Raw genomic sequence first — 20,802 nt, 5'->3', positions numbered from 1 at the left:
AGGAGGAGCGCTACTGCGGTGCCGGATACGTCACATCGAGGATGGTCAGCTGCTCTACCCCCGACGGTGTCTGCAGCACTACTTCATCGCCTTCACGGGCCTTGGTCAGCGCCCGCGCCACCGGCGAGATCCAGCTGATCAGTCCCTTGAGAGGATCGAGTTCATCGATGCCCACGATGGTGACGGTGTGCTCTTCGCCGCGCTGGTTTTCGTAGGTCACGGTCGCGCCGAAGAAGATCTGGTCACTGCCGTGGTGCACGGACGGATCGACCACCTCGGCATTGTCCAGCCGCTTGGTGAGGAAGCGGATGCGCCGGTCAATCTCGCGCAGGCGCTTCTTGCCGTAGAGGTAGTCGCCGTTTTCGGACCGGTCGCCATTGGAGGCGGCCCAGGACACCACGCGCACCACTTCCGGACGCTCTTCATCGATCAGGTGCAGCAGTTCATCCTTGATGCGCTGATGCCCCTGCGGGGTCATGTAGTTCTTGCTGCCGGCGGGGATGGCCGGCAAGGCGATGTCATCATCGTCGTCGGCACCGTCGGATTCCTTTACAAAAGCCTTGTTCATGCTGGAGTGGGGTTGGTATGCAGGTTGACGCTTATTGTAGCCGCATGCGAGCGCCTGCAACGGTACAGTTGCGGCGATTAATCCGCGGCGCACCTGCCGGGCTCGCCCTTTAAGGCGCACTCGGCGATAATCTGCACTCGCGCCTGCGCATGCCGTCCATGCCAGGTTCTCCAACTCGCCTGCTCGCGCCCATGTCTTCCATCGCTCCCCGCTATCGCATCGGTCTCATTGCCAACCGCGCCCATCAGGACGCCTCGGATTCCGCCCTGGTCCAGCTGCTGACCGGTTCGCGCCATCGCATCGAAAGCCTGCAACCCGAACTGATCGTGGTCGGCCGCACGCTCGATGCCATCGGACAAATGAATCTTCTGCCCGGCTATGAGCACCTGGTGCGCTTTCCCTATGGCCGCCATGGTGGCCTGATGAAGCTGGTCTCGCGCACGGTCGACCCTGATCCTGCCCGCACGCTCGATGCGGTGATCTACCTGATCGATCCGGTCGACCCCTCGTCCACCTTCCCGGAAGCGGTGGCCCTGAAGCGCCAGTGCGTGATCCATGGCAAGCCCTTCCTCTCGACCCTGGCCGGTGCCCAGGAGTGGTTCGAGCTGGAAGCCCTGGCCAACGGGGCCGCGCCCGACAGTTTCCTGGATGACCGTTTCCACCTGAAAGACGAGGGCATCGCCCTGATCGCCCACGACGCCATGAAGACACGCATGCTGGAGCTGGCCGAAAAGCATTTCGATGTGCTCGACCAGTTTGCCTTCCGCTGTGCCACCGGCACCACCGGCGGCCTGCTCAACCAGCTGGCCGTCAAAATGAAGGGTGAAGCCGGACGCAACTGGGTCAAGCCCTTCCTCTCCGGCCCCTTGGGCGGGGACGCGCAGATCGCCGAACTGATCCTGGAACGCCAGTGCCGCCGCGTACTGTTCCTGGAAGACCCGCACGTGGCACGCCAGCACGAGGCCGACATCCAGCTGCTGGAGCGCGCCGCCCGCACCGTCACCGGCTATGCCTCCTGCATGAGCGACGTGAAATGGGGCGACCGCTGGCTCTCGCTCATCAAGGCGCGCGCCGTCTGATCGCTGGATGACTGACCCGACCTTGCCGCCACGCCGGCCGCCGCGCTGGCGCCGGCGCCTGCTGGCGCCGCTCATCTACACCGCAGCCCTGCTGCTGATGCTGGAAGAGTGGCTGTGGGACGCCACCCAGGCGGTGCTGGCGCGCATCCCTGAATGGCCCTGGCTGGTACGGCTGCAAAGCTGGGTGGAACGGCTCTCGCCTTACGCCGCCCTGCTGATCTTCCTGGCACCGACCCTGCTGCTCTTGCCGGTGAAAATCCTGGCGCTGATGTCCATCGCGCACGGCCACCCTACCCTGGGTGTGATCATCGTGCTCACTGCCAAGGTACTGGGCACGGCGCTGGTGGCGCGTATCTATGCCCTCACGCGCCGCAGCCTGCTGTCGCTGGATTGGTTCCAGCGCTATCACACCCGGTTGTTGGACATCAAAGCCCGGCTCACGGCGCAGTTGCAGGCCACGGCCGGCTGGCAGCAGGTACAGCGTCTGCTCAAGGCGGTCAAGTCGGCCATCGGTGAGTTCAAGCGCAAACTGGCCGTCCGCCTGGCAAGCCACCCGGGCGCGCCGTCCTCTCGCCTGTTGCGGCTGCTGCGCCGGCTGGTGGCCCGCATGCGCAGCAAGTAAATTCAGATCCTTAATCGTCAAAATGAAAAGGGCTGCCAAAAAGCAGCCCTTTCTCATGGCGACGCGCCAGCAGCATCGGCACGAACGCGTTCAGTCATCGTCATCCTCATCGTCATCGATGTAGCCCTCCGGCGGTGGCGACATCTGCATGCTGGCCTGCTGTCCGATGTTGTTGTTGGCGATGCTGTTGCCCCATTCGAAGGCCTGCTTTTCGGCGGCAAAGAAATCGTCTGCCGACAGTTGCAGCTCTTCCAGCAGGCGCTGCATCTCCTCCTGGTCGGGCGCGCGCAGCTCGGTGCACTCCACCAGGCGCAGCACGGTGCCATAGAAACCGGTGCGGCGCAGCAGCGCTTCGCGGATCTCGGTACTGACGGTGATCTGGCGCAGCACGGTTTCCATGCTCATGCCGAAGAGCGCATCCACCAGCGACATGATGCCGACCGTAAAGGCCATCTCCGACATCTTGCGGCGGCCCGGCCGGATCTTGGCCGTGATCAGTTCCAGCATCTTGCCGCGCGTGGCCGCCAGGATCATCAACGGCGACATGGAATGGGCGCGATCCTTGTCGGTATTGGCAAACAGCAGGATCTGCAGCCAGCGCTTGAGCTGGCGGCGGCCCAGCACGATCAGCGCCTGGCCCAGCGAATCGATGAACTTCTGGAAACCGTAGACGGGCGTATTGACCAGTCGCAGCAGGGTGAGCGACAGGGCCACGTCGCGCTTGATGTAGCGCACGATCTCGGCGTTGTCGACATTGCGCACCAAAAGCGTAAGCAGGTGCATGATGATCATCTTCGAGGCTTCCAGCTTCTTGCCCTGGAGGATCATCGGCTTGGCGAAGTAATAGCCCTGGAAATAATCGAAGCCAAACGTCATGCAGTCATTGAACACCTGCAGGGTCTCGACCTTCTCGGCCAGCAGTTCCTTCTGCGCCCGCTTGAAATGCACCGACAGCTTGAGCAGCTTGCTGGGATCGACTTCCATCACGTCGATCTTGATGATCTTCACCAGCGGCAGCAGCTCTTCGATCTCCTGCGACTCGGCCACCACATCGTCCAGTGCAAATACGTAGCCGGCGGCCACCAGTTCACGCACCCGCGTCACCAGTTCGGGCGTGACGCGCACCGTCTCCAAAATCTCCAGCACCACCTTGTCGGCCGGCAGGAAATAGATGAAGTCGCTCATCAGCACGGCCGCATCGACATTGATGAAGCCGTGCAGGTTGCCGATGACATTGGACAAACCCAGCTCGGAAGCGTGGGCAATCACGGCCGCCGTGGCCGTGACATCATCCTTCACATTGGCCGGACCGAAGGCAGCACTGCGAAACAGCAGTTCGTAGCCGATCAGGTCCTGCTCGCGGCTCAGGATGGGCTGGCGCGCCAGGAAGAAATCCAGGGCCTGGTGCGCAGGAAGGGGCGAAGCGGTTGGATCGGCTGACTGGTCTGACATGGTTGGTTTTTTACGGGCCCCTGGCGTTGCGATCAATCTTGACGTGCAGCAATCCGCTTATTGTATGCCGATTTGGCATGGTTTCAGCGACATCACGACTATTCAAAGTGAAAAAATTCACAAATACTCACAAACCCGCTCTTGCCTGCCTCAATTTTCGCCGGATTCGAGCAAATACTCCGCAGTGTCGTCCACACCCAGCACCTCGATCAGGTAGGGCATGACTTCCTTCAACTGGGCTTCCAGCGTCCAGGGCGGGTTGAGGATGAACATGCCGCTGTTGTGCAGTCCAAAACCATCCGGCGCCGGGCCATGGATGGCCAGCGTGACGTTGAGCCAGCTCTTGGCGCCCAGGCGTTTGAGGCGTTCGGGCAGCTGGCGCGATTCGTTGCGATGCAGGACCGGGTACCACACCGCATAGGTGCCCGTCGGGAAGCGCGTGAGCGCATCGGCCAGCACCTGGGCCACGTGGGTGTAGTCGCGCTTGTCTTCGTAGGGCGGATCGATGAGCACCAGGCCGCGGCGCGACGGCGGCGGCAGCAAGGCCTTGAGGCCCTGGAAACCGTCGCCCCGGTACACCATCACCCGTTTGCCGCGTGCGGCCGGGCGCTGGCCCTGGGCGGCGGCGTGGGCTTCGAGCTTGCGGAAATTATCTTCCAGCACCTTCACTTCGCTGGGGTGCATTTCGAACAGGCGCAGGCGATCCTGCTCGCGCATGGTCTTCTCGGCGCAGTAGGGAGAGCCGGGGTAGTAACGCATCTTGCCGCTGGGATTGAGCGACCTGACCAGGTCGACATATTCCTTCACCATCGCCGGCAGGTCCTTGCGGTCCCACAGCTTGGCGATGCCGGTTTCATATTCGGCGTTCTTGCTGGCGTAATCTCCATCCAGCGCATAGACGCCTGCGCCGGCATGGGTGTCGATGACCATGTAGGCAGGGTCTTTCTGCCCGAGATAGCGCATCAACTGGATGATCACCATGTGCTTCAGGACATCGGCGTGGTTGCCGGCGTGGAAAGCGTGGCGATAACTCAGCATGGAAAATTCACTTCTAGGATGGGGGGTTGAAATCGGGTGGCACAGCCGCTCGCATGAACTTTGCGCCACGGCCACCGTTGAGGTGGAATGTTTCGCATTTTATCAAGGATAAGTGAGCAGTTGTCGGACACCTCCGCCATTGTTACAAACGACGGCGGCGCCAGCGCGTACAAAGAGCGAGTCTGCGGCCTTGCCTGCCCTCAGTTTCCGGCGCGATCCAGGCGGAAATAGGCATCCAGCAGCGAGGTCTTGAAGACCACCCCCAACAGGCGCGGGTCTTCTGCACTGGCGATGACGGGCAGGCGCTCCCCCTGGTGATCGAGGAACAGCTGCAGCGCCTCGCCCAGGGACATGTCGGGCGTGACTTCATGCAGGAAATGCGGCCGCAGGAAGTCCCGGGCGACCCGGCCTGCAGGTTCCTTCTTGTCCAGCAGCCAGGAAGTGATGTCCTGCAAGGCCACCACGCCCTGGTAGCGCTCATGGGCATCGACGATGTAGACGTACTTGACCGGGTATTTCAGGAACAGCGCGCTGACCTCCTCCAGGCTGGCCGTCTCGGTGAGTACCGTGTCGGCCGGGCGGATCAGGTCGCTCATGTGGGTGCCGCGCAGGCGCAGCCGTTCTTCGTTGTCGCGGTGGCGCTTGAGGGTGATCTCGTACATCGAGCGCCCGTCCGTACTGCGCGCCACCACATAGGCCACCACGCAGGACAGCATCAGCGGCAGCACCACCTGGTAGCTCAGGGTCATCTCGAAGATCATCAGGATCGCCATCAGCGGCGCATAGGAGGCGGCCGCCAGAAAGGCGCCCATGCCCACCATGGCATAGGCGAAGGGCTGCGACATGTGGAACGGCAGCAAGGCCTGCGCGGTATCGCCGAACAGGTAACCCACCGCCGCGCCGACGAAGAGCGTAGGCGTAAAGATCCCGCCCACTGCACCCGAACCGACCGTGATGGCGGTGGCCAGCACCTTGACCACCAGCACCATCAGCACGGCCTGCCACAGCCAGGTGGTATGGAGCAACGAATTGACCAGGCTGTAGCCATTGCCCCAGACCTCCGGCACTTCGATGGAAATCAGCCCCACCAGCAACCCGCCCACCCCCAGGCGCACCGGCAGCGGCAACCTGAACTTGCCGAAACCCTGCTTGCCCAGTTCCAGCACCCGCAGGAACTGCGGCGCCAGGATGCCGGCCAGCACGCCCAGCACCACGAACAGCAGCACTTCCCAGCCACCGATCTCGGGGAAATACGGCATCTCGTAGGCGGCGCGATAACCCGGCAGCTCGCGCATGGTGATGTTGGCCACCACCGAGGCCACCACCACCGGGCCGAAGCTTTCCATCACCAGCGAGCCGAGCACAATCTCCGTAATGAAGAAAGCGCCCGCAATGGGCGCGTTGTAGGCCGAGGTAATGCCGGCGGCGGCCCCGCAGGCCACCAGCAGCCGCAGGCGAGATGAAGGAAAGTGCGAAAACTTGCCCACCAGCGAGGCGCACAGTGCCGAGAGCTGCACCATCGGGCCCTCTCGCCCGATGGAGCCGCCCGAGGCAATCGAGGCCAGTGAAGAAATGCTGCGCAACAGCGTATTGCGCACCGGAATGGCCCCATCGCCGATGGCCACCGCTTCCATATAGTCGCCGCCGTTGCCGGCCGGGGTGCGCTTGGCCCACACCAGGAACAGGCCGGCGATCACGCCGCCGCAGGTCGGCAGCAGCACCCGCACCGGCCAGGACAAGCCCTTGGCGATATCGACGAAGCTGCCATCATGCCCGGTCAGCCAGATCTGCAGCAGGGCGATGCATTCGCGGAAGGCGATCGTGGCCAGCGCCCCGACGAAGCCGGCCAGCGCGCCCCACAGCAGCATGGAATGATTTTCGGAAACGCGGCAGGCATTGAGGACCCGCAGCCGGTACTTGATCCACAGCTCATGCATGGTCGTCTTCGCCCTCCGGATGGGCCGCGCTCATCAAGCCCTGCAGATGCCCGAGATCGGCGGCGATGCTGGCCGCCGCCTTTTTCTGCATGCGGCGATAGCGCGCCAGCACTTCCTGCCCCAGCTCGGTGACGGCGGCCCCGCCCCCGCGCGCGCCGCCCGTGGCCGTGGCCACCAGCGGGCTGGCGAAGCAGCGGTTCATCTCCTCCACCAGCAGCCAGGCGCGGCGATAGGACATCTCCATCTCGCGCGCCGCCCCGGAAATCGATCCGGTTTGTGCAATCGCCTGCAGCAGGTCGGCCTTCCCCGGGCCGAAGGCAATCGTCTCGCCCTGCATCACGCGCACTCGTAGGGTCTTGGAATCAGTCATGCGCGTGATTGTACAAGGGTCTGTTCACATTTAATCTGCGAGATGCGTTGCCCCCAGAAGGCGGGCTGGCAAGGCGCGCGTCAGGGCTGGTGGTGGTGCCACCAGCCCTGACGTGCAACGCGGCCAGCGCGCCTTCTGGGGGCAACCCTCCGGGAGAGGCCGCCAAGCGTCGCCTGCCGTTGTTGCAGCTCCTTGCCGTGGCACCACCACGGCGCGTCGCCGCGCCTAGGCAGACAACGCTTGGCGACCTCTCGCACTCGCAGATTAAATGTGAACAGGCCCTAGTGGGCAGTCCGCTGCGGCCAGACGGCTGCACGCAATTGACGTTCGTTATATCCTTGCGTATATTTCGCCGACCTGCCGGGCTTCTGCTTTTTTGCTCTTTTCTTCATTTATCGCGACCAAGGACTGCACGATGCTAAAGACCGCCCGCCTGAAAGCCGCTCTGGGTGCCGCTTGTGCCGCCACGATGCTGTTGGCCACTACCAGCGTGCAAGCCGCCGACCTGGTGGTGTCAGCCGCAGCCAGTCTCACCAATGCCTTCAAGGAACTGGCCCAAAACTTCGAGCAACAGCATCCGGGTGTGAAGGTCATTACCAACTTCGGCGCTTCTGACATCCTCATGCAGCAGATCGTGCGCGGCGCACCGGCCGATGTTTTCGCCTCGGCTGACCAGACCGCCATGGATAAAGCCGCCGCCGAAAAAGCCGTCGATTCCTCCACCCGCAAGAATTTCGCCGCCAACCAGATCGTGGTAATCGTGCCGCACGACGCCAAGTTGCAACCGGCAGCACTGGCGGACCTCACCGGCGCTGGCTACCAGCGCATCGCCCTGGGCAATCCGGCCTCCGTCCCCTTCGGCCGCTACACCAAGGCCGCGCTGGAGCAGGCCGGACTGTGGACGCAAGTGCAGGCCAAGGGTGTGATGGCCGAGAACGTCCGCACCAGCCTGGATTACGTGGCACGCGGCGAAGTCGATGCCGGCTTCGTCTTTGCCACCGATGCGGCGGTCATGCCGGAGAAGGTCAAGGTCGCCCTGCGCATCCCCTCCACCACCCCGGCTACCTATCCCATCGCGGTGACCGCCGGCACGAGGCAGCCGGCACTGGCCGCGCAGTTCGTGGCGCACGTACTGTCGGCCAGCGGGCAGGCGGTGCTGGCCCGCTATGGCTTCCAGAAGCCCTGATCGCTTGACGCGGCGCGCCTGATGCATCCGGTCTGGACTCCCCTGCTGCTCTCGCTCAAGGTCGCAGGGCTGGCGACCCTGCTCAACCTGCTGCTGGGCGTGGGCGCCGCCTGGGGGCTGTCGCGCTGGCGCTCGCCGCTGCGCGACTTCATCGATTCGATCCTCACTCTCCCGCTGGTGCTGCCGCCGACAGTGCTGGGCTATTACCTGCTGGTGCTGTTCGGCCGGCGCGGCACCTTCGGGGCCTGGCTGGAGAGCCTGGGCATCCAGCTGGTCTTCACCTGGCAGGGCGCGGTGCTGGCTTCTACCGTGGTGGCCTTTCCGCTGGTGCTCAAGGCGGCGCGGGCGGCCTTCGAGAGCGTGGATCATCAGCTGGAAGATGCCGCCCGCGTGCTGGGCGTGTCCGAAGCCGGGGTGTTCTTCCGGGTCAGCCTGCCGCTGGCCACGCGCGGGATCATGGCGGGTGTGCTTCTGGCCTTCGCCCGCGCCCTCGGGGAATTCGGTGCCACCCTGATGGTGGCCGGCAACCTGCCGGGACGCACGCAAACTTTGTCGGTGGCCATCTACGAAGCCGTGCAGGCGGGGGACGATGGGGCGGCTACCTTCCTGGTCGTGGTGACCTCGATCACCTGCATCGTGCTGCTGATGGTGGCCGGGCGCCTGATGCCGGATCGCGCACAGCTGCCGCTCCGGTAAGATTGCTTCACCTTCCCCTCCTGCCAACTGACACCTGAACGATTACGTGAGCGTCGAACTCCACCTCCAGAAAGAGCTGCGCGCTGCTGATCGCGTCTTTTCGCTCGACCTCACTCTGGCCTCCGACAGCCAGCGCATCGTGCTCTACGGCCCGTCGGGTTCGGGCAAGAGCCTGACCCTCAAGGCCATCGCAGGCTTGATGCGTCCTGACAGCGGCCACATCCGCATACAGGGCCGCACGCTCTTCGACAGCGCGCAAGGCATCGATGTCCGCGTGCAGGAGCGCAACGTCGCCTACCTGTTCCAGGACTACGCCCTCTTCCCGCATCTGACGGTGGCGCAGAACATCGCCTTCGGCCTGGCACGCGGCAGCGTCAACCTGCGCCGCCCGGCCGGACATCCGGCCGTGCGCCAGTGGCTGCAGGCCTTTGAACTGGAGGCCATCGCCCACAGCCGCCCGGCGCAGATTTCCGGCGGCCAGCGGCAGCGGGTGGCGCTGGCGCGCGCGCTGGTGGCCGAACCCGACATGCTCTTGCTGGATGAACCCTTCTCCGCACTGGATCTGTCCCTGCGCCAGCGCATGCGCAACGAGCTGGCCGAGCTGCAGAGCCGTCTGCAAGTACCGATGCTGCTCATCACCCATGACCCGGCCGATGTGGAAGCACTGGGGCAGACGGTGTTCGAACTGCGCGACGGCCGACTGCATCGTCCCTGATCCTGGCCGCCTGATGTCCGGGAGACGGACGAAAAAAAACCGCACTCTTGTGGAGTGCGGCATCAATTTCGGGGATCTCCCCGCCGGCCCGCGCAAGGATGCGGGCCGGCGTTACATCACACACATTCACTCGAACTTCGGCATGGTCCTGGCTCAGGCCGCCTTCTTGGCCTTGTCGTCGAAGAATTGTTCATCTTCGGTCGAACCGTGCAGGGCCGTGGTCGACGACTGGCCTTGCTGGATGGCCTGGGTCACGGCGTCGAAGTAGCCGGTGCCGACTTCGCGCTGGTGCTTGACCGCCGTGAAGCCCTTGGAGGCGGCGGCGAATTCGGCTTCCTGCAGTTCCACGAAGGCCGACATCTGGTTGCGGGCATAGCCGTGCGCCAGGTTGAACATCGAGTAGTTCAGCGCATGGAAACCGGCCAGCGTGATGAACTGGAACTTGTAGCCCATGGCGCCCAGTTCGCGCTGGAACTTGGCGATGGTGGCGTCGTCCAGGTTCTTCTTCCAGTTGAAGGACGGCGAGCAGTTGTAGGCCAGCAGCTTGCCAGGGAACTTGGCGTGGATGGCTTCGGCGAAGGTCTTGGCAAAGGCCAGGTCGGGCTTGCCGGTTTCGCACCAGACCATGTCCGCATACTCGGCATAGGCCAGGCCACGCGAGATCGCCTGGTCGATGCCCGGATGGGTCTTGAAGAAGCCTTCCACGGTGCGCTCACCCGACAGGAAGGGCTTGTCGTTGGCGTCCACGTCGGAGGTCAGCAGGTCGGCGGCTTCGGCATCGGTACGGGCGATCACCAGGGTCTTGGTGCCCATGACGTCGGCAGCCAGGCGAGCGGCGTTGAGCTTTTCACAGGCTTCGCGGGTCGGCACCAGCACCTTGCCCCCCATGTGGCCGCACTTCTTGACCGAGGCCAACTGGTCTTCGAAGTGCACGCCGGCCGCACCGGCTTCGATCATCGACTTCATCAGTTCGAAGGCATTCAGGACGCCACCGAAACCGGCTTCGGCGTCGGCCACGATGGGCGCGAAGAAGTCGATGTCGTCACGGCCTTCGGACCACTGGATCTGGTCGGCACGGGCGAAAGTGTTGTTGATGCGCTTGACCACCATCGGCACCGAGTTGGCCGGGTACAGCGACTGGTCGGGATACATTTCACCGGCCAGGTTGGCGTCGCCGGCGACTTGCCAGCCGGACAGGTAGATGGCCTTCAGGCCGGCCTTGACCTGCTGCATGGCCTGGTTGCCGGTCAGGGCGCCCAGGGCGTTGACGAAGGGCTCATCGTGGACCAGGTTCCAGAGCTTGTCGGCACCGCGCTTGGCGATGGTGTGCTCGACTTGCAGCGAGCCGCGCAGGCGGACCACGTCGGCAGCGCTGTAGTTGCGCTTGATGCCCTTCCAGCGGGGGTTCTCTGCCCAGTCGCGTTCCAGGGCCTGGATTTGCTGTTCACGTGTGCTCATGTGGATCTCCTTGTTGGTCAATATGAAGTGGCTTGAAACCGGATGAAATCGTTGATTCCATGACTTCATAGTAGGCCTGGCGAAGCGGAGCAACAATGTCTTATATAAGATATCTGTAAAATTTTTATATCAATAAAAACAGTTACTTACGAGCGTGATTTTGCGATACGAAACGAAAATCCGGAGAATGAAAAACAATTTTGATGCAGCGCACCGGCACTTTTCACCATACGAAATGAAGATTTCGTATCGTAAAAAATCGATGAAATGAAACCTCTTGCACGCACATCGTTCATAGGAAAGCGATCTTTGATGAAGGCATCTACAGCAACCGTTGCCGCGCCAAAGTCCCCGAAGCACGCTTTTTCCGTCATCTTGCCGCCGCCAGAACTGCTTTTGTCTTACCGATGCAGTCTGGTTGTCTAATTGCAAAAGAAGGCAGAGAATAAGCGCCTAACTCATTCCAAAGCGGCGATGCAACGCCGCCCCTGTCTACATGCATTACGCCCTGGACATTCGCACCTTCCTCTTCAGTCATTATTTCTATACGGGTGTGCGGATCGCGATCGGGGTGGTCGGCCTGACCCTGCTGGTGTTCAACGTGGCCGACATGCCGACCACGATGACGGTCTTCCTGGGGGCACTCTGTACCAGCCTGATGGACCTGCCCAGCCCGCTGCGCCACAAGTTCAACGAGATGCTGGCCGGGGTGCTGCTCTGCACGGTGGTGATGCTGGTCATTAGCCTCTGTGCGCCGGTGCCGTGGCTGGTCAGCGCGATGATGGTGGTGGTGAGCTTCTTCGCCAGCATGATGGTGGTCTACGGCAAGAAGACCATGCCGCTGCAGTTCGCCGCGCTCATGGTGATGACCCTGTCGATGGAAAACCAGGTCCCCATTGCCGACGCCTTCCTGCATGCTGGCCTGTTCCTGGGCGGCGGGCTGGGCTATCTGGCTTATTCGATGGCGGTGTCGTGGTTCCTGCGCCGCCGCATCAAGCAGCAGGTGCTGGCCGAGGCGCTCTTCGAGCTGGCGCGCTACCTGCGCATCAAGGCTGACTTCTACGACGTCAAGCACGACCTGGCCAGCCAGTTCAACCAGCTGGTGCGCCAGCAGATCGTGGTGGCCGACAAGCAGCAGGCCTCGCGCGACCTGATCCTGCGCGACCTGCATACCAAGCAGGATGGCCTGCTGGTGCAGGTGCACCTGTCGATGCTGGAACTGTATGAACAGGTGCTCTCCACCCACGCTGATTACGCCTTCCTGCGCCAGCACTTCGGCGAGACCGATGTGATGATCTTCCTGCGCGACCTGGCCACCAAGGCGGCGCAGGATATCGAATCGATCGCCTATGCGATCACCCGCAAGAAGGCCTCCGAACCCAGCGTGAACTACAAGGCCGAGCTGCGCGCGGTGCAGTTCGAGATGCAGGAACTGGCCCGGCCCGGTCCGCGCCAGGCCTCGCAGGAAGCGCTCACGCTGCTGCGCGTGACCTACAACAAGATCCGCGACATCATCGAATTCATCGGCCAGGTGCACCAGGCCACGCAGAACCCGGTCGATCCCCTACCCATCCTGCCGGGTTCGGACATGACCCCCTTCCTGACCCAGCAGAAATTCAAGTTCAACATGCTGCTGGTGAACCTGCGCTGGCAGTCGCCGATCTTCCGCTTTGCCATCCGGGTGGCACTGGCGGTGACCACGGGCCTGTGGATCGCCGGGCTGCTGCCCTACATGGCGCACGGCTACTGGATCGTGCTGACCATCGTCATCATCTTGAAGCCCAATTTCAGCGCCACCAAGCAGCGCATGGCGGACCGCCTGATCGGCACCGTGATCGGCTGCCTGATCACCATGCTGATCCTGCGCTTCGTGCACAACCCGCCGGGCCAGCTGGCGGTGCTGTTTGCCGCCAGCGTGGCGGCCCCCGCCTTCACCTACATCAAGTACCGCTACACGGCCATTGCAGCGTCGGTGCAGATCCTGATGCTGCTCAACCTGCTGGTACCGGCCGGTCACCAGGGCGTGATCGGCGAGCGGCTCATCGATACCCTCATCGGTGTGGCCATCGCCACCGTCTTCAGCTACGTGCTTCCGGCCTGGGAGTACCGCGACCTGCCCAAGCTGCTGCGCAATGTGCTCAAGTCCAGCCAGCGCTATCTCACGGCCAGCCGCGATCTGCTGGAAGGCAAGGTCAAGGATGATTTCTTCTACCGGGTCTGCCGCAAAGGTTTCATGGACAGCCTGGCCGCGCTCATCTCGGCGCTGGTGCGCATGATGGACGAACCGGCCACCAAGCAGCGTGCGGTGCGTGAGCTGAACCGCTTCATCGTGCAGAACTACCTGGTGGCCGCCCACATCGCCGCCCTGCGCCTGATGCTGCGCCGGCATCAGGAAAACATGCCGCAAAGTGCGGTGGCCAGGCTGATCGAGGAGACCTACCTGGAAGCCAGCCAGCACCTGGCCGAAGCCCAGCGCCTGCTGGCGCCCAAGCCGAGAAAGCGTGGCGGTGCCGTGGTGGTGTCGCCGGAGGCGGCCGAGGACAAGGCCCTGTCCGGCAAGATCGAACTGATCGGCCCGGTCACGCCGGAACCGATGCCGGCCGAGGCCAGCGCCTGGTCCGGCTGGGACAACCTGCGCCGCCGTACCAGCCTGCTGAACCAGGATTTGAAGGAAATTGTCAGCCAGACCGAGGCCATCGACCGGGTGCTGCGCAAGACCGCGGACTGAGCGGCTCTCCACGCCCAAACAAAAGCCCGCACGCGGCGGGCTGGAGTGCTTGCTAGCGAAGGTGAAGGAAAACGTTCAAAGCGCGGTGCGCGAGACCAGCACCCCATCCACGTCGGCGTAGATCCAGTCACCCGGATGCACGGCCACGCCAGCAATGCCGACCTTGATATCCGCATCCCCCGCACCCTTGCGGAAGCTGCGCTGCGGATGGGTCGCCAGCGCCCGGATGCCGACCTCGCAGGCATTGAGTTCGGCCGCATCGCGCACGCAGCCATTGACCAGGATACCGGCCCACCCATTGTCCTGCGCCAGCTGTGCCAGGTTGCCGCCGACCAGGGCGCAACGCAGGCTGCCACCCCCATCGACCACCAGTACGTGGCCGTTGCCCGGGGTTTCCAGGGTCTTGCGCACCAGCACGTTGTCTTCGAAGACCTTGAGCGTACGCGCCGGACCGGCAAAGACCTGCTTGCGGCCGAAGGAGGCGAAGATCGGCGGCAGCACATGCAGCGTGCCAGCGGCCAGCTTGTCTTCGTTGGCGTCGCACAGGTCGCAGGTGGCAAAGCTGGCAAGGGTCATGGGGTTCTCCGGGCGTTCGATGATGGGTCAGGGGGGCTGCTGAAGGAAACTTCACACCGACAGGATGCGATGCAGGCGCTTCTGGTCGAACATACGTGAATCGGCCACCCGCAGCAAGGTTTCCACATCCAGCCCGTCGTCCGGATAGAGCGATACCCCGACCGAGGCATCGACCGTGTACTGCTGGCCATCACGCCCCTCGATGGGCTTGTTGACCGCATGGCGGATCTTGTCGGCGATGCTGCGGGCCACCTCCATCTCGGTCACGCCATGCAGGTAGACCACGAACTCGTCACCGCCGAAACGCGCCACCGAATCATCGTGGCGCAGGCTGTGCTGCAAACGCTCGGCAATGGCGACGAGCACCTTGTCGCCCTCGTCATGGCCGTATTCGTCGTTGACCGCCTTGAAGCGATCCAGGTCGATGAAGAGCAAGGCGAAATGCAGCGGCACGGCTTGCGAACTGTTGCGGCGGCGGAAGTCGATCTGCGCGATCAGCGAATCGCGGTTCAGGACATTGGTGAGGCGGTCGGTGCGCAGGTTGCGCTCCATCTCCACGAAGCTTTGCGCGAGCTGGCCGATTTCATCGTTGCGATCGATATTGAGCGCCGGGAACGGGCTGCCATTGCCAATGCTCTTGGCCGCCAGGGTCAGCTTGCGGATATCGCGCAGCACCCAGCGCAGCAGCAGGAAACCGATCACGAAGGTCAGGCACACCGCCAGCAAGCCCAGGATCAGCGTCTGGTAGACGCCGCTGGTGACCGAGCCCAGGAAGTCCGAGCGCGGCGCCGTGCTGATGGCCAACCATTCGAGTCCGGCCGGGTCGCGATGCAGGCGGAACGCCACTTCAATCTTGCTGCCCTGGCTGCGCGAACCGAGCAGCACCAGCTTGTCGGGCTCGGCGCTGTGCGTGCCGAGATAGCGACGCACTTCGTCGAAGGCCTGCTGCACCATGGGCGACCGGCTCTGGGCGGCATTGAGCCGCAGCGGCTCGCTGCCCTGCTCGCCGGCCTGGTAGATGGGTTCATCCAGGGAGGTGGCCACCATGTCACCCTTCATCTCGGTGACGAAGGCCACGCCGTGGGCCGACAGCGGTACCTGGTGCAGCAGCGTGGTCAGCTGCTGCAGGCCGATGCTGCTGTTGGCCACGCCCAGCAGGGCGCCGTCAGCATCGAAGATGGGCTTGGAGAGATTTATGCCGACGATGTTCTTGACGCGGTAATCGATATAAACCGGGGACCAGGTCTCGCGGCCCTGCTGCACTGCCTGCACATACCATGGGCGCTTGCGCGGTTCGTAGTCCTGCTCGGCGACCAGCTTCATTTCGGTACCGGGCCCGCGCAGGTAATAGACGAAGTTTTTCTGCCCGGGCTCACGCACGCTGTACATGAAGACGCTGGGCTGCTCCTGCTTGATGCCCAGGAAGCTGCCGTCGGCGCCGCCAAAGTAGACGTAGCTGGGTTCATCGAAGAGCGAATTGGCCAACCACAGGCGCTCTTCAAGCTCCTTGCGGCCCTTCGGGAAAGGCAGGGTGGCCGGCGCCTGGCCGGCCTCGGCCGGCGGCACCGGCTGCGGCGCCACCACGTTCAAGGTTTCGCGGGCGCCCATGGTCTGGCGGGTGATGGCCTGGCTGACGCGCCCCATCACTTCGGTCAGGGCATTGCGCGCCAAGACCTCGGTGGCGTCATCGCCTGCGCGATAAAGAAACCAGCCGATGGTCAGCACCAGGCAAACCATCAGGAAAATGAACGGCAAAATGAATAGCCGTTGCAAGGACGATTGCTTCAGAATCGCCCCCTGCCGTGCCATGAGTCCCTGCTTCCTTGCGCCACGCGCTGACCCTTTATCACCGAATAGACCATGAATTCCTTGCTGCCAGGCAATGCAGTACCGCCTTGGGATTGCTGTCGGGGCTTGCGCCCCTTGTCGATGGCGCACCGGTCTTCTGTAGTTGTGGCGCGTCCCCCTTGGGTGAAGTAAATATCACATTCGCCCTCTCTTGGGGAGCGTTTTTTGCAATGCGGCGAAAGAAACCGCAGCCAGCAACCCTTCCAAGATCCGCGCTGGGCGCGGTTTAGTGAAAATTCGTCAATTATTTTAAATGTATTACAACTTTTGTGGACGAATGCACGCAAACCAGGCCGGGACCTGCACTTCCTCTCCACAAAGGACGTAAAAAAGCGGCGGGACATGAACACATGTTCCCGCCGCTTTCCCGGCCAGGCCTATCTCTGACCGGGATTTCACCTGCCCGCTGATCAGGCCTTGCTGAAGGCCAGCTGGCCGTTCTGCACTTCTACCTGCACCACATCCTTGGGACCGAACTTGCCCGCCAGGATCTGCTTGGACAGCGGATTCTCGATCTCCTGCTGGATGGCGCGCTTCAGCGGACGAGCGCCATAGACCGGATCGAAACCAGCCTCGGCGATCTTCTGCAAGCCGGCCTCGCTGATCTGCAGGCCGATATCGAGCTTGGCCAGGCGCTGCTCCAGGATGCGCAGCTGGATCTTGGCGATGGCGCCGATGTTCTTGGCGTCCAGCGCGTGGAAGACCACGATCTCGTCGACCCGGTTGACGAATTCCGGGCGGAAGTGCGTGCGCACCTCGGCCATCACCGCCAGCTTCACCAGTGCCGGATCACTGTCTTCCATGCTCTGGATCTTGTGCGAACCCAGGTTGGAAGTCATCACGATCACGGTGTTCTTGAAGTCCACGGTACGACCCTGGCCATCGGTCATGCGGCCATCATCGAGCACCTGCAGCAGCACGTTGAAGACATCCGGGTGCGCCTTCTCGATTTCATCGAGCAGGATCACGCTGTAGGGCTTGCGACGCACGGCCTCGGTCAGGTAACCGCCCTCTTCGTAACCGACATACCCCGGCGGCGCGCCGATGAGGCGCGCTACCGAGTGCTTCTCCATGAATTCGCTCATGTCGATGCGGATCATGGCTTCTTCGGTATCGAAGAGGTAAGAGGCCAGCGCCTTGCACAGCTCGGTCTTGCCCACGCCGGTCGGGCCCAGGAACATGAAGGATCCGTACGGCTTGCTGGGGTCGCCCAAACCGGCACGCGAACGGCGGATGGCGTCGGACACGGCCACGATGGCCTCTTCCTGGCCGACCACGCGTTCATGCAGCACGTCTTCCATGTGCAGCAGTTTTTCGCGCTCGCCCTGCATCATGCGCGAGACCGGGATGCCGGTGGCGCGCGCGACGATCTCGGCAATTTCCTCGGCACCCACCTGGGTACGGACCAGCTTGGGCTTCTCGCTCTTGACGCCGGCGGCATCCTTCTTGTTCTGCACCTCCAGGGCGGCTTCCAGCTCGGCCAGCTTGCCGTACTTCAGCTCGGACACCTTCTGCCAGTCACTCTTGCGGGTGGCCTCTTCCATCTGCAGGCGCACCTTCTCGATTTCTTCCTTCAACTGCTGGCCGCCCTGGGCGGTCGATTTTTCCGCTTTCCAGATTTCTTCCAGGTCGGCGTATTCACGCTCGAGCTTCTCGATTTCTTCCTCGATCAACTGCAGGCGCTTCTGCGAGGCTTCGTCCTTCTCGCGCTTGACGGCTTCGCGCTCGATCTTCAACTGGATCAGGCGGCGGTCGAGCTTGTCCATGACTTCCGGCTTGGAGTCGATCTCGATCTTGATCTTGGAAGCTGCTTCGTCGATCAGGTCGATGGCTTTGTCCGGCAGGAAGCGATCGGTGATGTAGCGGTGCGACAGCTCGGCAGCGGCCACGATGGCCGGGTCGGTGATGTCCACGCCGTGGTGCACTTCGTACTTTTCCTGCAGGCCGCGCAGGATGGCGATGGTGGCTTCCACGCTGGGCTCATCCACCAGAATCTTCTGGAAGCGGCGCTCCAGCGCCGCATCCTTCTCGATGTACTGGCGATATTCATCCAGGGTGGTCGCGCCCACGCAATGCAGTTCGCCGCGGGCCAGGGCCGGCTTCAACATGTTGCCGGCATCCATGGCACCTTCGGCCTTGCCGGCACCGACCATGGTGTGCAGCTCATCGATGAAGACGATGGTCTGGCCTTCATCCTGGGCGATTTCCTTGAGGACGGCCTTGAGCCGCTCCTCGAATTCGCCGCGGTACTTGGCACCGGCCAGCAAGGCGGCCATGTCCAGCGACAGGACACGCTTGGACTTGAGGCTGTCCGGCACTTCACCGTTGACGATGCGCTGGGCCAGGCCTTCGACGATGGCGGTCTTGCCCACGCCGGGTTCGCCGATGAGCACCGGATTGTTCTTGCTGCGGCGTTGCAATACCTGGATGGCGCGGCGGATTTCATCGTCGCGGCCGATCACCGGATCGAGCTTGCCGGCGCGGGCGCGCTCGGTCAGGTCCAGGGTGTACTTTTTGAGGGCTTCACGCTGGCCTTCGTCCTGCTGGGAGGACACGGAAGCGCCGCCGCGCACGGCCTTGATGGCCGCTTCCAGCGCCTTGCGGGTGAGGCCGTTGTCACGGGCAGCGCGGCCGGCGTCGGACTTGTCGTCGGCCAGGCCCAGCAGCACCATTTCGCTGGCGACGAACTGGTCGCCGTGCTTTTGCGCTTCCTTGTCGGCCAGGTTCAGCAGGGCCACCAGCTCGCGGCCGACCTGCACCTCGCCGCCATTGCCGGACACCTGTGGCAGGCGCTTGACGGCCGCCTGCAAGGCACTGGAAAGACCGTTCACATTCACGCCAGCGCGCTGCAACAGCGAGCGCGCGCCGCCGTCATCCTGGTTCAGCAGTGCCAGGATGAGGTGAACAGGTTCGATATATTGATTGTCGTGGCCGACGGCTTGGGATTGCGCATCGGCCAGCGCTTCCTGCAATTTGGTGGTGAGTTTGTCGAGACGCATGGTTCGCTCCAATTTTTCAATGAGATGAAAGTTGGGCCAGCGCCTGCGATTTTCAAGCAATGATCGTGCCGCCCGGTTTGATCTGCATCAGGTCACGCCAAGTGCTCATCCGGCCAAGGCGCGATAGCTTGCAAACCCGGCAACACAAAGGACGATGGAGCCCAGCAGATGCAGGCCCGAGTGCCCGATGGCCCACAGGTAGTCGCCCCGCTGCAAGAGGATCATGGCTTCGGCCGAGAAGGTCGAGAAGGTGGTCAGCCCGCCCAGGAACCCGGTGACGGCAAACAGGCGCCATTCCGGCGCCAGCGCCGGATGCTGCTCGAAATAGGCGACCAGCAATCCAATGACGTAAGCGCCGATCCAGTTGGCCGCCAGCGTACCGAGCGGGACGAAGTGCCCCTGGATATTCCACACTACGGAGATGCGCCAGCGCAGCCAGGCGCCCAGTGCTGCTCCCATTCCTACTGCCAGCCATCCCATGGCATTCCCCTTGATTGATCAGGCCAGCGGCCCGCTGCGTGCGGCCAGGCCCTGCATTTCCTCGCGCAGGCTGCCCAGGCGGGCCAGCGCCTGATGGTCTTCCTGCAAGGTCCGGTCCACTGTTTCGTGCATCCAGTCGACCCAGGTGCTGATCTTGGCATCCAGGTACTGGCGGGAAGGATACAGCGCATAGACCCCCATGGTCTGCAAGCGATGTTGCGGCAGCACCCGCGCGATGGTGCCGGCGCGCAAGGCATCTACAGCCGAATAGATGGGCAGCACACCGATGCCCATGCCCTCGCGGATGGCGGTGAGCATGGCCTCGGCCACGTTGACCTGGAAGTTGCTCCTGACGGCGACGACGGCCTCGCCTTCCGGCCCTTCCAGCACCCATTCGACCAGCGGTGAAATGGGACTGACCAATTGCAGGCAGGCGTGATTGAGCAGATCGGAGGGCTGCTGTGGCAGGCCGTATTTGTCCAGGTAAGCCGGCGAGGCGCACAGCAGGCTGAAGGTACTGCCGAGCTGACGGTAGATCAGCCCCGAGTCCGGCAGCTCGCGCGCCACCACCAGGGAGACGTCATAGCCTTCTTCGAGCATGTCCGGAATGCGCTGGGCCAGGGTCAGTTCCACGGCCACGTCCGGGTAGCGCTTGTGGTAGCCGGAAATGGACGGGATGACGTAGCGCTGGCCCAGGCTGGTCATGGCGTGGATGCGCAGGCGGCCCGAGGGTTTGACATAGGCGGCGCTGGCTTCGGCCTCGGCTTCATCGACATAGGCCATGATCTGCTGGCAACGCAGCAAATATCGCTCGCCCGCTTCGGTCAGGGCGATGCGGCGCGTGGTACGGTTCATCAACCGGGTGCGCAGATGCCGCTCCAGGTCGGCCACAGCCCGCGAGACGTGCGCCGTAGTCAGGCTCATTTGCTGGGCTGCCTGGGTAAAACTGCCGGCTTCCACCACGCGCGCGAAGACGCGCATGTTTTGCAGGGTATCCATCCTCTTCCTATCACTCTAACAAGGCACAGGCCTCCACCAACCACAACGGCC

General features: G+C 63.1%; 18 protein-coding genes. 6 read left to right on the top strand and 12 right to left on the bottom strand.

Annotation, left to right across the window (positions count from 1 at the left end; translation table 11 throughout):
* Positions 1–10: 10 nt before the first annotated feature.
* Positions 11–568: a transcription elongation factor GreB gene (gene greB / locus ACLRDN_RS11200; RefSeq protein WP_413460073.1), complete on the bottom strand. Its 558-nt coding sequence runs from the start codon at positions 566–568 to the stop codon at positions 11–13.
* 191 nt (positions 569–759) lie between these two features.
* Here greB and ACLRDN_RS11195 point away from each other — a divergent pair, with 191 nt between their 5' ends.
* Positions 760–1,647: a methylglyoxal synthase gene (locus ACLRDN_RS11195; protein ID WP_039788358.1), complete on the top strand. Its 888-nt coding sequence runs from the start codon at positions 760–762 to the stop codon at positions 1,645–1,647.
* A gap of 7 nt (positions 1,648–1,654) precedes the next feature.
* Complete coding sequence (locus ACLRDN_RS11190; protein ID WP_413460072.1) at positions 1,655–2,269, top strand: hypothetical protein; 615 nt, start codon at positions 1,655–1,657, stop codon at positions 2,267–2,269.
* 90 nt (positions 2,270–2,359) lie between these two features.
* Here ACLRDN_RS11190 and ACLRDN_RS11185 read toward each other — a convergent pair whose 3' ends face one another.
* The 4 genes from ACLRDN_RS11185 to ACLRDN_RS11170 all read right to left on the bottom strand — a co-directional run bounded on the left by ACLRDN_RS11185 (position 2,360) and on the right by ACLRDN_RS11170 (position 7,066).
* A complete protein-coding gene (locus tag ACLRDN_RS11185) occupies positions 2,360–3,721 on the bottom strand; it encodes an EAL and HDOD domain-containing protein (RefSeq protein ID WP_413460071.1) in 1,362 nt (453 codons plus the stop codon).
* 150 nt (positions 3,722–3,871) lie between these two features.
* Complete coding sequence (locus tag ACLRDN_RS11180; protein ID WP_413460070.1) at positions 3,872–4,759, bottom strand: 23S rRNA (adenine(2030)-N(6))-methyltransferase RlmJ; 888 nt, start codon at positions 4,757–4,759, stop codon at positions 3,872–3,874.
* A 200-nt stretch (positions 4,760–4,959) separates the two neighbouring features.
* Positions 4,960–6,696, bottom strand: coding sequence for a ClcB-like voltage-gated chloride channel protein (locus ACLRDN_RS11175; protein WP_413460069.1), 1,737 nt, complete (start codon positions 6,694–6,696; stop codon positions 4,960–4,962).
* Positions 6,689–7,066: a winged helix-turn-helix domain-containing protein gene (locus tag ACLRDN_RS11170; RefSeq protein WP_413460068.1), complete on the bottom strand. Its 378-nt coding sequence runs from the start codon at positions 7,064–7,066 to the stop codon at positions 6,689–6,691. The genes ACLRDN_RS11175 and ACLRDN_RS11170 overlap by 8 nt, the downstream gene beginning before the upstream one ends.
* A gap of 415 nt (positions 7,067–7,481) precedes the next feature.
* On the opposite strand from ACLRDN_RS11170, the gene modA reads away from it, so the two are divergent.
* Genes modA through ACLRDN_RS11155 form a run of 3 tightly spaced genes read left to right on the top strand, consistent with a single transcriptional unit; the run spans position 7,482 to position 9,663 of the window.
* Entirely contained in the window at positions 7,482–8,252 is a 771-nt protein-coding gene (gene modA / locus ACLRDN_RS11165) for a molybdate ABC transporter substrate-binding protein (protein ID WP_413460067.1), read from the top strand.
* 21 nt (positions 8,253–8,273) lie between these two features.
* Positions 8,274–8,948 (top strand): molybdate ABC transporter permease subunit, encoded by a 675-nt coding sequence (gene modB / locus ACLRDN_RS11160; RefSeq protein WP_413460066.1) that lies wholly within the window; start codon positions 8,274–8,276, stop codon positions 8,946–8,948.
* 46 nt (positions 8,949–8,994) lie between these two features.
* The gene (locus ACLRDN_RS11155) at positions 8,995–9,663 is read left to right on the top strand and encodes an ATP-binding cassette domain-containing protein (protein WP_413460065.1); all 669 of its coding nucleotides are present in this window, start codon (positions 8,995–8,997) and stop codon (positions 9,661–9,663) included.
* Between the two features lie 153 nt (positions 9,664–9,816).
* Here ACLRDN_RS11155 and aceA read toward each other — a convergent pair whose 3' ends face one another.
* On the bottom strand, positions 9,817–11,121 hold the full coding sequence (aceA, locus tag ACLRDN_RS11150) for an isocitrate lyase (protein WP_413460064.1): 1,305 nt from the start codon (positions 11,119–11,121) through the stop codon (positions 9,817–9,819).
* A gap of 146 nt (positions 11,122–11,267) precedes the next feature.
* The gene (locus ACLRDN_RS11145) at positions 11,268–11,495 is read right to left on the bottom strand and encodes a hypothetical protein (protein ID WP_413460063.1); all 228 of its coding nucleotides are present in this window, start codon (positions 11,493–11,495) and stop codon (positions 11,268–11,270) included.
* 122 nt (positions 11,496–11,617) lie between these two features.
* On the opposite strand from ACLRDN_RS11145, the gene ACLRDN_RS11140 reads away from it, so the two are divergent.
* Positions 11,618–13,849, top strand: a complete 2,232-nt coding sequence (locus ACLRDN_RS11140; protein ID WP_413460062.1) for an FUSC family membrane protein — start codon at positions 11,618–11,620, stop codon at positions 13,847–13,849.
* A gap of 75 nt (positions 13,850–13,924) precedes the next feature.
* Here ACLRDN_RS11140 and rraA read toward each other — a convergent pair whose 3' ends face one another.
* The 5 genes from rraA to ACLRDN_RS11115 form a co-directional block, all read right to left on the bottom strand.
* Entirely contained in the window at positions 13,925–14,425 is a 501-nt protein-coding gene (gene rraA, locus ACLRDN_RS11135; protein ID WP_413460061.1) for a ribonuclease E activity regulator RraA, read from the bottom strand.
* Positions 14,426–14,476: 51 nt separating this feature from the next.
* Entirely contained in the window at positions 14,477–16,162 is a 1,686-nt protein-coding gene (locus ACLRDN_RS11130; protein WP_413460383.1) for a diguanylate cyclase, read from the bottom strand.
* Between the two features lie 521 nt (positions 16,163–16,683).
* Positions 16,684–19,272, bottom strand: a complete 2,589-nt coding sequence (clpB, locus tag ACLRDN_RS11125; RefSeq protein ID WP_413460060.1) for an ATP-dependent chaperone ClpB — start codon at positions 19,270–19,272, stop codon at positions 16,684–16,686.
* Between the two features lie 105 nt (positions 19,273–19,377).
* Positions 19,378–19,752, bottom strand: a complete 375-nt coding sequence (gene crcB, locus ACLRDN_RS11120) for a fluoride efflux transporter CrcB (RefSeq protein ID WP_413460059.1) — start codon at positions 19,750–19,752, stop codon at positions 19,378–19,380.
* A gap of 18 nt (positions 19,753–19,770) precedes the next feature.
* A complete protein-coding gene (locus tag ACLRDN_RS11115) occupies positions 19,771–20,751 on the bottom strand; it encodes a LysR family transcriptional regulator (RefSeq protein WP_413460058.1) in 981 nt (326 codons plus the stop codon).
* Between the last annotated feature and the right edge of the window lie 51 nt (positions 20,752–20,802).

This window comes from Herbaspirillum huttiense, from assembly GCF_047300815.1.
Classification (GTDB): Bacteria; Pseudomonadota; Gammaproteobacteria; order Burkholderiales; family Burkholderiaceae_D; genus Herbaspirillum; species Herbaspirillum huttiense_A.
The sequence above is the reverse complement of the archived record's forward strand: the minus strand, read 5'-3'. Positions and strand labels throughout refer to the sequence as shown.

Bases quoted from the DNA above. Each gene is read 5' to 3' on its own strand.
- greB (WP_413460073.1), bottom strand. From the start codon at position 568: ATGAACAAGGCTTTTGTAAAGGAATCCGACGGTGCCGACGACGATGAT.
- ACLRDN_RS11195 (WP_039788358.1), top strand. From the start codon at position 760: ATGTCTTCCATCGCTCCCCGCTATCGCATCGGTCTCATTGCCAACCGC.
- ACLRDN_RS11190 (WP_413460072.1), top strand. From the start codon at position 1,655: ATGACTGACCCGACCTTGCCGCCACGCCGGCCGCCGCGCTGGCGCCGG.
- ACLRDN_RS11185 (WP_413460071.1), bottom strand. From the start codon at position 3,721: ATGTCAGACCAGTCAGCCGATCCAACCGCTTCGCCCCTTCCTGCGCAC.
- ACLRDN_RS11180 (WP_413460070.1), bottom strand. From the start codon at position 4,759: ATGCTGAGTTATCGCCACGCTTTCCACGCCGGCAACCACGCCGATGTC.
- ACLRDN_RS11175 (WP_413460069.1), bottom strand. From the start codon at position 6,696: ATGCATGAGCTGTGGATCAAGTACCGGCTGCGGGTCCTCAATGCCTGC.
- ACLRDN_RS11170 (WP_413460068.1), bottom strand. From the start codon at position 7,066: ATGACTGATTCCAAGACCCTACGAGTGCGCGTGATGCAGGGCGAGACG.
- modA (WP_413460067.1), top strand. From the start codon at position 7,482: ATGCTAAAGACCGCCCGCCTGAAAGCCGCTCTGGGTGCCGCTTGTGCC.
- modB (WP_413460066.1), top strand. From the start codon at position 8,274: ATGCATCCGGTCTGGACTCCCCTGCTGCTCTCGCTCAAGGTCGCAGGG.
- aceA (WP_413460064.1), bottom strand. From the start codon at position 11,121: ATGAGCACACGTGAACAGCAAATCCAGGCCCTGGAACGCGACTGGGCA.
- ACLRDN_RS11145 (WP_413460063.1), bottom strand. From the start codon at position 11,495: ATGACGGAAAAAGCGTGCTTCGGGGACTTTGGCGCGGCAACGGTTGCT.
- ACLRDN_RS11140 (WP_413460062.1), top strand. From the start codon at position 11,618: ATGCATTACGCCCTGGACATTCGCACCTTCCTCTTCAGTCATTATTTC.
- rraA (WP_413460061.1), bottom strand. From the start codon at position 14,425: ATGACCCTTGCCAGCTTTGCCACCTGCGACCTGTGCGACGCCAACGAA.
- ACLRDN_RS11130 (WP_413460383.1), bottom strand. From the start codon at position 16,162: ATGGTTTGCCTGGTGCTGACCATCGGCTGGTTTCTTTATCGCGCAGGC.
- clpB (WP_413460060.1), bottom strand. From the start codon at position 19,272: ATGCGTCTCGACAAACTCACCACCAAATTGCAGGAAGCGCTGGCCGAT.
- crcB (WP_413460059.1), bottom strand. From the start codon at position 19,752: ATGGGATGGCTGGCAGTAGGAATGGGAGCAGCACTGGGCGCCTGGCTG.
- ACLRDN_RS11115 (WP_413460058.1), bottom strand. From the start codon at position 20,751: ATGGATACCCTGCAAAACATGCGCGTCTTCGCGCGCGTGGTGGAAGCC.